Source organism: Flavobacterium sp. DSP2-3-1 (genome assembly GCF_049896865.1).
Lineage (GTDB): Bacteria > Bacteroidota > Bacteroidia > Flavobacteriales > Flavobacteriaceae > Flavobacterium.
Genome location: NZ_JAFCVD010000007.1, coordinates 218,740 through 233,809, shown reverse-complemented (window position 1 = coordinate 233,809; position 15,070 = coordinate 218,740). Strand labels below are relative to the sequence as shown.

12 protein-coding genes and 2 tRNA genes are annotated in these 15,070 nt (G+C 34.0%); 6 read left to right on the top strand and 8 right to left on the bottom strand.

All coding sequences use genetic code 11. The features are described from left to right. Positions 1 to 13: 13 nt before the first annotated feature. The 5 genes from ACP7AT_RS10190 to ACP7AT_RS10170 all read right to left on the bottom strand — a co-directional run bounded on the left by ACP7AT_RS10190 (position 14) and on the right by ACP7AT_RS10170 (position 8,512). Positions 14 to 685, bottom strand: coding sequence for a TetR/AcrR family transcriptional regulator (locus tag ACP7AT_RS10190; protein ID WP_426064215.1), 672 nt, complete (start codon positions 683 to 685; stop codon positions 14 to 16). A 357-nt stretch (positions 686 to 1,042) separates the two neighbouring features. Further along, positions 1,043 to 1,681 (bottom strand): leucine-rich repeat domain-containing protein, encoded by a 639-nt coding sequence (locus ACP7AT_RS10185; RefSeq protein WP_426064214.1) that lies wholly within the window; start codon positions 1,679 to 1,681, stop codon positions 1,043 to 1,045. A gap of 226 nt (positions 1,682 to 1,907) precedes the next feature. Beyond that, positions 1,908 to 3,425: a 2,3-bisphosphoglycerate-independent phosphoglycerate mutase gene (gpmI, locus tag ACP7AT_RS10180; RefSeq protein ID WP_426064213.1), complete on the bottom strand. Its 1,518-nt coding sequence runs from the start codon at positions 3,423 to 3,425 to the stop codon at positions 1,908 to 1,910. Between the two features lie 140 nt (positions 3,426 to 3,565). Beyond that, positions 3,566 to 5,971 (bottom strand): DUF5916 domain-containing protein, encoded by a 2,406-nt coding sequence (locus ACP7AT_RS10175; RefSeq protein ID WP_426064212.1) that lies wholly within the window; start codon positions 5,969 to 5,971, stop codon positions 3,566 to 3,568. 147 nt (positions 5,972 to 6,118) lie between these two features. After that, positions 6,119 to 8,512 (bottom strand): DUF5916 domain-containing protein, encoded by a 2,394-nt coding sequence (locus ACP7AT_RS10170; protein WP_426064211.1) that lies wholly within the window; start codon positions 8,510 to 8,512, stop codon positions 6,119 to 6,121. Positions 8,513 to 8,701: 189 nt separating this feature from the next. On the opposite strand from ACP7AT_RS10170, the gene ACP7AT_RS10165 reads away from it, so the two are divergent. Beyond that, positions 8,702 to 9,442 (top strand): murein L,D-transpeptidase catalytic domain family protein, encoded by a 741-nt coding sequence (locus ACP7AT_RS10165; protein WP_426064210.1) that lies wholly within the window; start codon positions 8,702 to 8,704, stop codon positions 9,440 to 9,442. On the opposite strand, the gene ACP7AT_RS10160 is transcribed toward ACP7AT_RS10165, so the two are convergent. Beyond that, on the bottom strand, positions 9,431 to 10,939 hold the full coding sequence (locus ACP7AT_RS10160) for a L,D-transpeptidase family protein (RefSeq protein WP_426064209.1): 1,509 nt from the start codon (positions 10,937 to 10,939) through the stop codon (positions 9,431 to 9,433). The two genes, ACP7AT_RS10165 and ACP7AT_RS10160, sit on opposite strands and share 12 nt — an antisense overlap. A 328-nt stretch (positions 10,940 to 11,267) precedes the next feature. Next, positions 11,268 to 11,456: a hypothetical protein gene (locus tag ACP7AT_RS10155; RefSeq protein WP_426064208.1), complete on the bottom strand. Its 189-nt coding sequence runs from the start codon at positions 11,454 to 11,456 to the stop codon at positions 11,268 to 11,270. A 172-nt stretch (positions 11,457 to 11,628) separates the two neighbouring features. Between ACP7AT_RS10155 and ACP7AT_RS10150 the strand changes: the two genes are divergently transcribed. Both ACP7AT_RS10150 and ACP7AT_RS10145 read left to right on the top strand, forming a co-directional pair. Then, positions 11,629 to 11,701: transfer RNA gene (locus tag ACP7AT_RS10150), tRNA-Gly, on the top strand. A gap of 45 nt (positions 11,702 to 11,746) precedes the next feature. Then, positions 11,747 to 11,822, top strand: a tRNA-Gly gene (locus tag ACP7AT_RS10145). Between the two features lie 158 nt (positions 11,823 to 11,980). Here ACP7AT_RS10145 and pepE read toward each other — a convergent pair. Then, on the bottom strand, positions 11,981 to 12,688 hold the full coding sequence (gene pepE, locus ACP7AT_RS10140; protein ID WP_426064207.1) for a dipeptidase PepE: 708 nt from the start codon (positions 12,686 to 12,688) through the stop codon (positions 11,981 to 11,983). 145 nt (positions 12,689 to 12,833) lie between these two features. Here pepE and ACP7AT_RS10135 point away from each other — a divergent pair, with 145 nt between their 5' ends. The 3 genes from ACP7AT_RS10135 to ACP7AT_RS10125 are packed head-to-tail and all read left to right on the top strand — an operon-like array spanning position 12,834 to position 15,055. Continuing rightward, the gene (locus tag ACP7AT_RS10135; protein WP_426064206.1) at positions 12,834 to 13,589 is read left to right on the top strand and encodes a hypothetical protein; all 756 of its coding nucleotides are present in this window, start codon (positions 12,834 to 12,836) and stop codon (positions 13,587 to 13,589) included. Next, positions 13,579 to 14,307 carry a hypothetical protein gene (locus tag ACP7AT_RS10130; protein ID WP_426064205.1) on the top strand — a complete coding sequence of 243 codons (729 nt, stop codon included), beginning with the start codon at positions 13,579 to 13,581 and terminating at the stop codon, positions 14,305 to 14,307. The genes ACP7AT_RS10135 and ACP7AT_RS10130 overlap by 11 nt, the downstream gene beginning before the upstream one ends. After that, positions 14,294 to 15,055, top strand: coding sequence for a hypothetical protein (locus ACP7AT_RS10125; RefSeq protein ID WP_426064204.1), 762 nt, complete (start codon positions 14,294 to 14,296; stop codon positions 15,053 to 15,055). The genes ACP7AT_RS10130 and ACP7AT_RS10125 overlap by 14 nt, the downstream gene beginning before the upstream one ends. Positions 15,056 to 15,070: the final 15 nt, after the last annotated feature.

Sequence of the window (15,070 nt, the reverse complement as noted above, 5' to 3'; positions counted from 1 at the left end):
GCTGTGATTTGTTTTATCGTAAGACATTTTTAATAAGATTCAGGTAAAAGTGGGTCGTGGTAACGGATTCATTACAATCGGTTATTGTTTTTAAATGCTCCTTCAGGAAATGTTGGTGTAAGCTACCCTCAACTATTGTTGAAACTAATGATTTTGCGAAGGGATAACTTGGATTGACCTCGTTTACAATTGCCACAATGCGATTGATTACCCGCTTGTATATCAAAAAAAAACCCTCCTTGTTTTCCTGATCTATCTCTTTTGTCTGAAATGTTTTCGTGAATTCCGCAATGATAATATTATTTAAAATGGCTTCATTGATATGCTCCGTATCGGTGTCATCTGTAACTTTTTCCGTTACGATGGTTATTGCTTTGTTTAGTTTTTCAAATGGATCTGTTATATTTGTTGTAGCAAAAAGAAGTTTGTATTCCATCCAACTCCAATACCACGAGGATAAATAAATTAACAATTTATGTTTATTTTCGAAATATCGATAGATGGAGCTTTCATTGGAACCAATTTTTTCACCCAATTTTTTGAATGTGAAATTATCAAATCCAATTTCGTCAATTAAAATAATTCCTTGTTCGATGATTTTTTTACCCAAAGGAGATGTTTCTGGATTCTTAACGTATATTTTTTCGTTGACTTGTATCTTTACGTTAGCTAGTATGGTATTCATAATCGATGATGTTTGTATAAATGTTTCAGCAATGCGGTGTTTAAAAAATCCTTTCGTTAAATAAAATATAATTATGAAGTCTCATACTGTAAAGATTAAAATTAGTGGGTTGAAGAATAATAAATTTCTGATAGAAAGCATCGTATAAGGAACAAAACGGTTAAAGATATTACTGCAAAATCAGAATAAAAGTGATCTTATGAACGTACCGCTTTTGCATCTCTTTAGTTTACGACTGATTAACAACTACATTAAAATTAAAATGAACGTGATTGGGTTTTATTTTAAAACAAATCAGATACGATAAATGATTAAGTTTTGCTACTACCAAAAAATTTACTTTTCTTATTTTGTTTTTTACAGTTTGATTCTAAATCCAAAATTCAAATTTTCTTCAGAACGATTTGGAACTGTGATTTTGTTATCACGCATATCCAAGAACTGTAAATGCTCTAATTGTTTAATTTCTTTTGGAATCTCATTGAATTGATTGTTATTTAAATATAAAAACTCTAGATTTTTCAAACTACCAATAGTGTTTGGTACACTATTTAAATTGTCATTTTCTAGATGCAATATTCGCAAAGAAGGCATTTTGCTCATTATTTTGATGTTTGCCTCTAAATTTAAATTCTTTTCATCATTTAAAAACAGTTCTTCTAAGCTTCTTAACTTCCAAAAATCTTCTGGTAATACTGAAAAATCATTTCCACTTAATTCTAATATTTTAAGTTTTGATAAAAGGATTATCTCCTTTGGAAGTTCCTTTAAGTGATCGTTTTTCAAACTTAGGTGTTCAAGATTAATAAATTTTGACCAACTAATACCGTCTAGTTTTAATGTTTGATTACTCAAGTTCAGTCGAAATACTTTATCCGGATCCTTTAATGCTAGTTCAATATTTGTAAATTCCTTTTTGATTTCATATGAATTAGATATTTGCCCAAAGCTCAAGTGGGAAATAAGAATAACGACGATGGTGTATATAATTTTCATTTTATTGTATTTAGTCGGTTTTTTGTTACTATTAAAGCAGTGTTAACAACGATTATAAAAGATTCACGCGATCGCTAATGTCACGAATCCAGCCTGTTGTTACAAAACCTACATATTAATTGCGAATATAATAGTAATACTATTGACAATAATGGTATTTAACTTTTATTTATAAAAAAAGCTACTCGTGTTGGGAGTAGCTCTTTGTTAAATATATATAAATAGGTTATAGTAAAGAATGACAAGTCATTGCTTCGGGTTTTTCTATTCCCATTAATTCCAAGATAGTTGGAGCAATATCACCAAGAACTCCATCATGAATAATCCTTGAATCTTTATCCACTAAAATAATTGGGACAGGATTTGTAGTATGCGCGGTATTTGGACTTCCGTCAGGATTAATCATCGTCTCACAGTTTCCGTGATCGGCAATTACGATGGTTGTATAATTGTGGGCTAATGCTGTCGTGATTACACTTTCTACGCATTTATCAACGGCTTCACATGCTTTTATCGCTGCACTCATAATCCCGGTATGTCCTACCATATCGCCGTTAGCAAAATTCAGACAAACAAAATCCACTTCTTCTTTTTCCAATTCAGGAATCAAAGCAACTGTCAATTCAAAAGCGCTCATTTCAGGCTGCAAATCGTAAGTGGCAACCTTTGGAGAGTTTTTCAAAATACGGCTTTCGCCAATAAAAGGCCGTTCTCTTCCACCGGAAAAGAAGAAAGTCACGTGAGGATATTTCTCCGTTTCGGCAATACGAATTTGCTTTTTGTGAGCTTTCTCCAAAACCTCACCAAGCGTTTCCGTGATATTATCTTTATTATAAACGACTTTTACGTTTTTGTACGTTTCGTCATAATTGGTTAGTGTAACATAATACAAATTGAGTTTGTGCATGTTTTGTTCATGACAATCCATTTGAGTCAACACTTCCGTCAATTCTCTTCCTCTGTCCGTTCTAAAATTAAAGAAAATAACCACGTCATCTTCTTCAATTGTGGCTAATGGTCGGTCATATTCATCGACCATAATTATTGGGTGAATGAACTCATCGGTTACATTTACTTCATAACTTTCTTCGATGTTAGCTACTGCATTTCTTGAATGTGTTCCAATTCCGTTTACCAATAAATCGTAGGCGAGTTTTACTCTTTCCCAGCGTCTGTCACGATCCATTGCATAATAACGTCCCACAACCGAAGCCAGTTTTACGGTTGTATTAGCGATATAATCCTGTAAATCCTGAATGTAATGTTTGCCGGATTTTGGGTCTACGTCACGACCATCAGTAAATGCGTGAACGAAAACTTTTTGTAATCCGTGTTGTTGCGTTGCGTCAATCAAGCCGCGGAGGTGCGAAGTATGAGAGTGAACGCCACCATCTGAAACCAGACCTAAAAAGTGTACTTTTTTATTGTTTATTCGGGCATACGTAAAGGCATCAACTAAAACTTGCTCCTTGGCTAAAGTATCGTGTGCAACAGCAAGATTAATTTTGGCTAAATCCTGATATACAATTCTTCCGGCACCTAGATTCATATGACCTACTTCACTGTTTCCCATTTGGCCGTCAGGAAGTCCAACATTTAAACCATCTGTTCGAAGTTGAGCACTTGGATAATTTCTATAGAGACTATTGATAAATGGGACGTTGGCATTGTCAATTGCTGATACCTTAGGGTCAGGAGATTTTCCCCAACCGTCCAAAATCATAAGAATTACTTTTTTGTTCATTGTACTTTATTTTAAACAAAGGTAAAGTATTTCTAAAAATGTTCGAATGAATGGAAATCACTATTATACATTCAGAGGTGATCCACAACAAAAAATGATTATTTTGTTGCGGATAGTTATCTTTTTTATAGTTAATGCATTTAGAATTTATTCTTAACCTGATTGTAGTCTATAAAATATCGCACACTTATCGAGAAAACATGACTCAAGGCATCGTTATTCAGTAAATTGGTGATATTCTCAGTAAATTTTTTATTGATGTTTCGGTCAAAACCGCCTGAATTATTTCGATATAAAACTGAAACTTGACTTCCCGGCGCGAACCACCAAGAGTAAGACAAATCAGCATTCCAGGAATAAAAACTCGAGTTTTTGTTGTCTGTGTATCCCGCAAAATCAGCCAGTCTTCCGTTTTGTAATAATGATAAAGCGTTTTTATTTTCGGCATACGACCAGTATTGACGTAAAGCAATATTAAATGTCATTTGACTGTTCAGTGAATACTTCCCGGAAAGCGCATTGGAATACGTAATTACATTTCTATTCGCAAAAATTATAGTATTTGGCGTAGCTGAATTGAGGTCGTCATTAATGCTGTCAATGTAGCCTTTATTATTGTTTTGTCTAAAAAAGTTGAAGTTATAGTTCAATGATAATTTATCATTAAAACGATATCTTGGACCCACAGAAAAACCATAGGAATTTCTTCCAGCCTCATCAAAAACAGCGTAAGATGGATTAAAATCAAAAGCGAAACTATTGTTGTAATTGGTTGAAATGTATATAAATCCGCCAATCTTTGTAGGTTTTATAACGTATCTGTCAGTGGTTCTCGGTTCATAATAATCATAAGTTTCGATAGGGTTAACATCAAAGCCTATTCCTAAATAATGATTTTTTTTAGTATTCGAATTAATCTGGAAGTTGATATTGCCGGACTGTAACTTACCGGTTTCTTTTTGAAATTGCGAATACGTGTTTATTCGGGCATTAAAGGAGTTGAAATACTTCGTTGGATTAAGGATTCGATAACTGCCGTTACCATATAGACTGTAATAGTTAGTCTCAAAGTTGATTCCTAAATCATTGTTGTCAAAATCTTTGGTTGTGATGTCAGCTCCCACACCATAACGGAATTTGCCACTGGTTTCGGAGAAATTCAATTGAGAATTAATTCCTTTTTTATCTTCTACACGATTGATGTAACTGTATTTGAAATCACCCGCAAGGTTGTAGGTGTTTTTCTTGGTATTTAAATCCCAGACTAATGCCGTCACATTTCCATCTCTAAAACTTCCGTTTCTGGTAACATTTGTGTTTACAAATGCAACGGAGGAATTTTTGCGAAAGCGCTGGTCTAGTACCAAAACATTGTAATTGGCAAGTGGTTCTATTTCATTTCTGATTTCGCCGCTTTCACCGTTGTATATAGACGTGGGTGTTTTTTTCGTGACAGCGTTTAAAATCCCTACTCCTAATCCATCTTTAGTTCTGCCCGAAATTTTAAATGCATTGATAAGACTAACATTTGGCGTCTCTGTAAATGATTCATTTTCATTTAACTTGTATGTTGGAACGCCCCCAATTCGTCTTGAATAAACTAAATTCCCTTTACTGAACAAATCAGTTCCTTCCGTGAAAAAAGGTCTGTTTTCATTAAATTGTTGTTCAAATGGACCTAAATTCAGGATTTGATCATCGTATTTTGTTTGTCCAAAATCAGGAATTAAAATCATATCCAGAGTAAAAGCATCATTTATTCCATACTTTAAATCCAATCCGCCTTTAAGCGTTCCGTATGTTTTTTGTCTCGCGTCAGCATTTACATAAAAAGAAGAATATGGTAAAAGAAAAAGTCGGGTAGGTGGTTTTATGTTTTCAATTCCTTCCAAAACTCCGGTTTGTTGGGTGAAAGTTCCTAGTTTAGAATCAATGAAATTCCAAGTGTATTTGTGACGGTCTCGTCTTATTTCTCTGAAAAAATTAAGTCCCCAAGTTTGTTTGTTTTCTCCGGAGAAACGCAGTGCAGCATACGGAATCCGCATTTCTACCACCCAACCTTTATCCGTAATAACAGCTTTGCTTTTCCAAACTGCGTCCCAAGAATAATCCTCGCCATTAGTATCAGTAGTGATACAATCGGCCTGACCGTCAGCAGCATTTACAAAAAACTGAAAATCTTGCTGTCCGTCATTGAACCCATTAATAAAAACACCAAAAACGTCTGAAGTACCAAAATTATCCCGTTGCGTAATTTCTCTTAAGATTTTTTTAGGATTGTCATCGAGCATCAGCGCTCCGATGTAGATCGCGTCATTATCGTATAATACCCGAATTTCAGTTTTCTTATTTTCAGGAATTGTTTTGCCGTTATCAGGTTCAAACATAATGAAATCTGAAGCTACTGCCGCAGATTGCCAAATCGTTTCATCTAAGTTTCCATCAACTTCAATTTTTTCTGAAATGAATTTGGTTTGTAATGTTTTTTTTTGGCTGTAACCAATAAAAGATAGTAATAAACAACAAAAGAGGAAGTGATTTTTCATGAAACGATTGATTGATTGATTGATTGGTGATTGATGCTAAATTATAAAAACCAAAATAGTTTCACAGGCAGCAATCACCAGTCCACTGAATAGTTTGAATGAATAGACTCCATTTTCAATGATATGTTACAGTTTGATTTAAAAAAATTAAAATTTATTTTTTACTGAATTGTAATCAATAAAATAGCGAATGCTTACAGAAAGCACGTTAGTAAGGTCACTATTGAAGATGTTTTTAAGATTTTTGGACAAATCTTTTTCTACTATGCTGGCTCTTTCTAAACCATAATTACGGTACAAAATAGATATTTCGCTTCCCGGAGCAAACCACCATGAATACGATAAATCGAAGTTCCAGGAATTAAAATTTCTATCTTTATTTTGTGCGTAAGTGCTGTTTGGGGTCAGATAACCGCTGTCTTGTAAAGTGAAAAACTCATGGTTTTTAGAATACGACCAATAATACCGTGCGGTTAGATTGATGGTCATTTTGTTGTTGAGAGCATATTTTCCAGTAAAATCATGCTGAGCAGTTTCTCTAATACGTTCGGCAAAAAAGATTCCGGTTTTGTCAGTATCAACCCAGCCACGATCGTTAGTTTTGTTAAAATATTCCAATACATAAGCAAGAGAAAATCTGTCATTAAATCTGTATTTTGGACTTATGTACAACCCATAAACGTTTCTGTCTTTCTCATTAGATATTGTTACTGACGGTTGCAGAACGATGGTGAAAGGATTATTGTCATTGGAAGTGAAATTTACAGCTGTAAAAACTTTTTGTGGCAAAAACACATATTTACCATATTCACGGGGTTCATAAAAATCATATGTTTTGAATGGTGAAAATTCAACAACAAACTCTAAAGCGTCGTTACTTAATGTTCTTGCTTTAATTTCTGTCCCAAAAGCTCCGGTTTGTAATTTTCCAGAGGTGTTGTCCATTTCAAAATTAATATATTGATTGATTCTGAAAGTATTAAAAAGTTTAGTTGGATTTACAATTCTGTAGCTTCCATTGGCATAAGCATTATGATAATTGGAATAAAAATTGATTCCCAAATCATTAATATCATAATTTTCTGAAACATATTTTCCGGAAAACCCATAACGATATTTCCCACTCGTTTTTGCAAAACCTATTTCGGTTTTAAAACCATCGTAATCTTCAATAGCATTGATAGCGCTGTATTTGAAATCTCCATACAAATTATAGGTATTTTGTTTTGTGTTTAAATCAAATAACAAAGCAGAGGAATTTGCATCTCTGAAATCGTCATTTCGGGTGGTATTTGCATTTACAAAAGAAACAGATGAGTTTTGGTTGAAACGCTGATCCAAAACAAACATATTATAATTAGTCAATGGTTCAATTACTTCTTTTCTAATTTCTCCTGTTTCATTATTTTTTATAGTAGCCTTTGTTTTTTCAGTAACGGCATTCAGGAATCCAATTCCTAATCCTTTCTCAGTACGACCTGATATTTTTATGGCATTCAGTAAATCTACGGTACTTGGATAATTAATGGTTTCTTCTTCATTGGCAAGGAGTAATTCAGTAGTGGAACCGCCACCAATTCTTCGAGAATAAAACAATCCTCCTTTGCTAAATAAATCAGTTCCTTCAGTAAAAAAAGGTCTGTTTTCTTCTAATTGTTGCTCGAAAGGTTCTAAATATAATATTGCATTATCAAATTTTGTCTGTCCAAAATCAGGAACCAAAATTGCATCTAATGTAAAGGAATCGTTGATGCCGTATTTTATATCCAACCCAGCTTTTAAAGTAATACCTGAACCAATATCACTTTGTTGGTAATAAGCAGAGGAATACGGAATCAAGAAAAGTCGAGTTGGAGTTTGTATTTTTTCAATTCCTTGAAGAATTCCTGCTTGTGGAATTACCGCCCCAATTTTAGTGTCAATCCTGTTCCACGTATATTTTTGCACATCCCGCTTTATTTCGCGCATAAAGTTTAATCCCCAATTTTGTTTGTCAGCTTTTGAAAAACGTAAAGCAGCGTAAGGAATTTTCATTTCCACAACCCAACCCAATTCGGTGATCACAACTTCACTATCCCAAATGGCATCCCAAGTAAAATCTTCATAATCCTCGGTCGCTAAACAATCCATTTGTACACCTGCAGCACTCACGAAAAATCTAAAATCCTGTTGGCCATCATTGAAACCATTGATGTAAACGGAGAAATGATCCGAAACCCCAAAAACATCTCTGTTGGTTATTTCTTTCTGAATTTTGCCGGGTTCGTTATCATACAGCATTGCCGATATGTAAATAGCATCATTGTCATAGAGCACTTTTACTTCTGTTTTTTTATCATTGTTTATGGGTTTTCCATTATCAGGTTCAAACATGATAAAATCTGAAGCGATCGACGCTGATTCCCAGATTTGCTCATTGATCTTTCCGTCGATTGTAATGTTTTCTGTGATGGATTTTGCTTGAAGTGTCTTTTTTTGACCAAAGGTGTTAATACTGCAAATAATTAAAAAAAGTAATGATAAATAAATACGTTTTGCCATGAATTATTGTTGTATGTGGGCAAAAATAACAAAAATAGTAGATAATGTATTTTTATTTTCTTGCGTTTAAACAATTTTTTTCACTATATTTTGTTATATTAAGATTAAAGTTTTTATAATTTTTGTTTTTACGGTGCTATTATGTGTAGGTTTGCCACCGAGAAATAAAGTTTAACTTAAAAAGAATCAATGATATATAAAATATTTCCTGCTGTTTTGTTTTTGCTGTTTTCATTTTCTACTAGCAAACCAAATTCTTCTGAACCAAAAAACAGTAAATCTGCAACACACGCAGAAGTAATTACTTCTGGAAAATTAATGGCCTCAAGAATAGATGCAAAAGTTGAAATGGTTTACAGCAGCTTACATTCCGACAAATTTGCGTTACCAAAACTAGAAAGTTTTGCTGTTGCCTTGAAAGGATATTATTCTTTGAAAGAAAAAGGATTGATTAAGAAAGACATTTTAACTTTGGTCGATTTTAGTTTATCATCTAATACCAAAAGACTTTGGGTAATTGATTTAACTACCGGAAATGTATTGTTTCATTCTCTTGTTGCTCATGGAAGAAATACAGGCGAAGAATTCGCTAATAATTTTTCAAATGCAGCTGAATCTTTTAAAAGCAGTTTAGGATTTTATGCTACAGGTGAAATTTACAATGGCAAACACGGCACGTCACTTCGTTTAGACGGTTTAGAAAAAGGAGTAAATGACAATGCAAGAGCAAGAGGTGTAGTAATGCACGCGGCTGATTACGTTTCTAATTCGTTTATTAAAAATAACCACAGATTAGGAAGAAGCCAAGGCTGTCCTGCTGTTCCTACTGAATTATCCAAAGAGATTATCAGCGTTATAAAAGACAAATCATGTTTCTTTATTTATCATCCTTCCAGAGTTTCTAATTTTGGAGCAAAATCAATTTCGTAATTTATCGTACAAAGCAGCATCAAGATTGTAAATGTCATCTCTGAAAATTAATTTATTGTTTTCGCTCCAAGCTGTCCAATACAACAAGTGAAATGCGATTTCTTTTTTGATGTTAACAAATTTTGTTCTCTCGTTTTGTAACGTCTCTGTAATTTTTGCCAAATTCCAATTGACTTCGTCATCTAATATATATTCTGTTAATTCTAATGGATTGTCTACTCTAACGCAGCCAGAACTTAATGAACGGTCTATTTTGTCAAAATAATCCCTGTGATTCGTATCGTGTAAATAAACCGAAAAACGATTTGGAAAAATAATTTTTACCATGCCCAACGAATTGAAAGTACCCGGGCTTTGCACGTAGCGATACGTTTTAGCCTGAGACAGTTGCCATTCATAAGGACTTACAATTCTTCCATTACTATCGTAAACTTTAATATTTGATTGAGTCAAGTAGCTTCGGCTTTTTAGAATAGCAGGAATTACATCTTCTCTCAGGATGGTTGGCGGAACCGTCCAAGTTGGGTTAAAAACGACTTGTGTCAATTTAGAACTCAATATCGGTGTTTTTCTTTTTGCTCTTCCCACGATGACTCTGTGCGTTCTCAACGTATCGTTGTTGTTAACCAGTGTCAACTTGTAATCAGGAATATTAATGATTAAGTATTCCTTTCCCATTTGTTTTGGATACCATTTCCAGCGTTCAAGATTTACGAGAATTTGTTGTATTCGTTGGTTTTTAGAAAAATTGAGAGATGCAATTGTTCCTGCTCCAATTTTTGCATCTGCGGCTAAACCGTGCCGACTTTGAAATTTTTTTAATGCATTCACCGTTTCTTCATCGTAAACTGGGGAAAGGCTGTCTTTAGGTTGCAATTCTTTCCAATAAATTAATCTCTTCTTGATGGCAATTAGTGAAGGATTGGTGTCATTAGGCGTTATTATTTTTGTAAATTTTATCGGCTTGAAATCATCTTTTGGAAAAGTATTAATTTGTCGAAGTGCTTTTTTTAATCTTTTGTAAACAATATGACTGGGTTTCAGTTGTTGTATTTTATAAGCCAAAGAATCGGTTTGAAGTAATAGGGCAACAGTTGCGTTTAAGTCAATATAGTTTTCTTTCAAATCCCATTTTTTGTATAATTTTCGGGGATTTAGTCTTCCATTAGTAAGATGTGAGATGTATTTTTGCAAACAGGAGGTCAATAAAATGTCATATTTTACAATGTCTAAAGAGTCTAAAGTTGTTGCTCTTTTTTCAAAATTATATAATGTTTTTAAGTTGTAATCCTCCGGATTGAGTCCCTCTTCACTTGATTTGAGAAGCTCGGCTAAAACTATTTTCCTCTTTTTTTCTGATTGCCAAACCGTTCTGTAATTTGTGGAGCTATAAAAATCCTTTAGCACTTTGTTGTGCGACGAAATTACAACAGCAGAATCAATGTTAGTTGGTTTTCCTTCCGGTTGCACACGAGGTTTTACAGTCTTTTTTTCCAAGATTAGCTCACTTTTTAGTGCTTCTTTCTTGCAGCTAATAAAGGTACACAGTAACACAATCAGAAATAAATTATTCATCATTTATAGCTTTAAACGTGACAATATGTTTCTCGACTCCTTGTATTTCAAAAGGCAGTCCTTTTGTTTGGTATTCCATTTTTGTATGAAAATAAATGGATTCCTTTGTGATATTGAGCCAGATTAAATCTGGTTTTTGTTTACTGTATTATTTTTCAGCATGAATAATCAGTTTTTCGCCCAAACCTTTTTTTTAATGCTGTTTCAAAACGGATATTCCATGAATTTGCAATTGTTTTTTGAATGTAAACTAATCATTTTTTGCTTCAAATAAGGAAATCACTTCCAAGAGATTGTCGGAGTCATACAGTCCAGAATGAACAGTAATTTCTAAAGTATCGCTATCAAAATAACAACTTTCTATGGGTTTTTCAGCCCGAAGGACAGCATGTCGTACCGCAGATGTCTTCAAAGCAATTATTTGTTCGATGTTTTTCACTGTTTTGTAAAAATATTTTTTGGGTATTATAAAGGTATAATATTTTCATATTAAATTCTTTATGATTTGTATCTCCTTAAATAAAAGAAACTCTGGGAGTGTGTTTGCGACTTTTTAAGAAAAAAACTTGCATTGAAGCAAACTTATTAATTATATTTGCACCGTTGTTAATGCGAAAGTAGCTCAGTTGGTAGAGCTCCAGCCTTCCAAGCTGGTTGTCGCGAGTTCGAGCCTCGTCTTTCGCTCTAAGTTTCAAGTTTTATTTTGAAATTTTATTTTATTGTTATAATGCGAAAGTAGCTCAGTTGGTAGAGCTCCAGCCTTCCAAGCTGGTTGTCGCGAGTTCGAGCCTCGTCTTTCGCTCCAGAAACCTCAAACTTTTGTTTGAGGTTTTTTATTTTAAGGTTGTGCGAGTCCCGAAGATTTGAAATATCCGCTTAAGAGATTGATATGGGAAGTCTCGGCTTTAACTCTTCATAGCCGAAACTTTATTGTTTCGGCTTTTTTTATTTAATTTTTCAACATTACTTTATAAAGTTCAAATCAGTTCCCGTTTCTAATTCTTCAATTTCTTGATTTTGTCTAAAGAGTCTGGCGGTAAGATTGCCTTTCAAAATGATTTTATCTCCTTTTACGTCAAGCCAACTGCCTTCTCTCAAACCTAAAACCGGAACAGTATTAAAAGCATGGTATTCCATAATTCGGGTTTCTCTGGTTTCGCCCATGTGTTTGAAACTGGTGTCGGGGTCTAAATAATGAGGATTTAAATTAAAAGGAATTAATCCCAGAGTTTTAAAACTTGGCGGATAAACAATGGGCATGTCGTTAGTAGTTTGCATTGTAAGTCCACAAATATTGCTTCCTGCGCTTGTTCCTAAATAAGGAGTGCCGTTTTTCACAACTTCCGAAAGGATTTCCATAACATTGTTCTTATGTAATTGAGATACGAGTACAAATGTGTTTCCGCCGCCCGTGAAAATTCCTTCTGCATTTTTTATTGCTTGTACGGCATCCTCAAATTCATGAATTCCGATTACTTTTTTATTTATTTTGGCGAAAGCTAAGCTTACCATTGTGGTATATTCCTCATGCGAAATACCGCCAGGTCTAGCGTAAGGAATAAAAAGAATCGTATTGCAGTTTTGAAAATGCAATTGCAATTCCGGTAATAAATACTCCAGATAATTCTCGTTTGCAAGCGTAGAGGTACTTGCGATTAGTATATTTTTCATTTTTGGTGGATAATTTGTGCAAAGGTATTAAATCGGTCTTTTTTATTTCAAATTTTTAATTAACATTTTTTTACCAACCCATTAATAATTAATTTGGAATGCATTAAGATACTTTTACGAGGTGTCAATAATGACTGTTTGCGTGATGATTAGAATTGTGTATTTATTTTTGGCTTTTGCTGCTACGAACGTTCTGTCGCAAGAGGCGCCCCGAACGCAATTATACGGAAAAGTGACTGCTGAAGTTTCGGTTTTGGAAGGTATTTATGTCATAAATAAAAAAACACAGAAGGCTTCTGTTACAAATCAAGAAGGTAATTTCTCCATTCAGGCAGCGGTGGGTGATACGTTACTGTTTTCGGCATCGCAATTCAAGGAAACTAAGTTACTTTTGACCCACGACCATTTTGCTAAAGGAATTCTTAATGTGAAAGTGACGCCTTTGATGAATCAATTGCGTGAGGTGATTGTCCGAAATGGGATTAACGCTGTTTCATTAGGAATTGTTCCCAAAGGACAAAAAATATATACTCCAGCAGAACGAAAGTTGTATACTGCCACTCATCTCAATGCGAGTGCTAATATGGGTAGCATGATGGGAGGATCTATTTCCGCAGATCCATTATTGAATTGGTTTTCGGGAAGAACGAAAATGTTGAAAAAAGAACTTGAAGTCGAGAAGAAAGAATCCTATTTGAGACAATTAGAGAATCTGTTTGCCACGGATTATTTTGTGAGTACATTAAAAATACCGGCGGAGTATGTCAAAGGATTTCAATACTATAGCATCGAAAATGAACGCTTTGTCACTGTTTTAAAATCTAAAAACGTTACAATGACTACTTTTTTGATAGGAGAATTAGCAACAAAGTATAAAGAAATAATTGCCAGTGAAAATTAAATATACGCTACAGTTTATAATCCTTTTATTGGTTCAAGTTACTTTTGGGCAGACCAATATTATAAAGGAAATTCGGGGAAAAATCACCGCAGATTCTGTTGCAGTGGATCGCATTACTATTGTAAATGTGTCAACAGAAAAAGCAACGGTTTCAGATGTTAATGGCTTTTTTACAATTCCCGTAAAAGAAGGCGATGTTCTGGTTTTCACAGCCGTTAATTTAGAAGGTCTTCGCAGGAAAATTAACAAACAGGATATGCTGCAGGAAGTTATTTCGGTTTTGATGATTCCTAAAAGCATTGTTTTGAAAGAGGTTGTGGTCAATGAATCTGCTATTTCGGCCGAGAGTTTAGGCATTATTCCCTATGGTCAAAAAAAATACAGCGCTGCTGAAAGAAAATTATACACGGCAACTTCCGGTGGAGGAATCGATGGATTGCTGAACACTATTTCAGGACGAAAAGCCATGCTGAAAAAAGAAATTATAATTGAGAAGAAAGAACAGTTATTGGCGAGAATTGATGTACTTTTTGAAGATAAATATTATACGGAAACATTAAGAATACCGGAGGATTATATCAAAGGGTTCCAGTATTATTGTGTGGATGATGCTGCTTTTGCAAACGCACTACGAGATAAAAACAAGACACTGGTTATGTATTTAATTGTCAAACTTGCAGAAAATTATAACGAAATTATAGTCCTTGAAAATAATTAGCATTTTAACGGGAATGTTGTTAGTACTGTGCCAGATTTCTTTTGGACAAATTCTCGATGAAAAGCTGCTGCAAGGAAAAATCAGCGTAGATTCTGTTGGCGCAAATGGAATAAATATCTTAAATTTAACAAACGGAAAAACAACGCAAACAAATAGTTCTGGTGAGTTTTTTATTTTGGCGAAAGCCAATGACATATTGGTCTTCACTGCTGTAAATCTTAAAAAGTATAGGGAAACAATCAGCTTTAGTGATTTTGAACTTGGGAAGCTTTCAATTATTCTGGAGCCCAAAATTACAGAATTGAAGGAGGTAATTGTAAATAAAAATGAAATTAACGCGCTTTCATTGGGTGTTGTAACTAGAGATGCGGTGAAATATAGTCCTGCAGAACGAAGGTTAAGAACCGCTGGAGATTTCAAACCGATAGAATTATTGCAGCTTCTGGGTGGTTCGATGCCACTGGATCCTTTAATACACAAGATCAATGGAAGAACGAAACGGCTTAAGAAATTAGTTATTTTGGAGAAAAAAGAAAACTTTATTAAATTGATTTCTGAATTGTACAGTCAAGAATTTTTTACGGTTCAACTTGGAATTGCAAATGATTACGTAAATGGGTTTAAATATTTCATAGTGGAAAATGAAAATTTTTTGAAAGTTTTAGAATCCGAAAATGAAGAAAGAACCTCGTTTTTTATGGTAACTTTGGCGCAAGAATACAAAGACATACTAAACAATGAAAATTGACTGGAATATAAAATA

Excerpts from the sequence above, each read along its gene's own strand:
- ACP7AT_RS10175 (WP_426064212.1), bottom strand. The coding sequence starts at position 5,971 with ATGAAAAATCACTTCCTCTTTTGTTGTTTATTACTATCTTTTATTGGT.
- ACP7AT_RS10165 (WP_426064210.1), top strand. The coding sequence starts at position 8,702 with ATGATATATAAAATATTTCCTGCTGTTTTGTTTTTGCTGTTTTCATTT.
- ACP7AT_RS10135 (WP_426064206.1), top strand. The coding sequence starts at position 12,834 with ATGATTAGAATTGTGTATTTATTTTTGGCTTTTGCTGCTACGAACGTT.
- ACP7AT_RS10190 (WP_426064215.1), bottom strand. The coding sequence starts at position 685 with ATGAATACCATACTAGCTAACGTAAAGATACAAGTCAACGAAAAAATA.
- ACP7AT_RS10185 (WP_426064214.1), bottom strand. The coding sequence starts at position 1,681 with ATGAAAATTATATACACCATCGTCGTTATTCTTATTTCCCACTTGAGC.
- pepE (WP_426064207.1), bottom strand. The coding sequence starts at position 12,688 with ATGAAAAATATACTAATCGCAAGTACCTCTACGCTTGCAAACGAGAAT.
- ACP7AT_RS10170 (WP_426064211.1), bottom strand. The coding sequence starts at position 8,512 with ATGGCAAAACGTATTTATTTATCATTACTTTTTTTAATTATTTGCAGT.
- gpmI (WP_426064213.1), bottom strand. The coding sequence starts at position 3,425 with ATGAACAAAAAAGTAATTCTTATGATTTTGGACGGTTGGGGAAAATCT.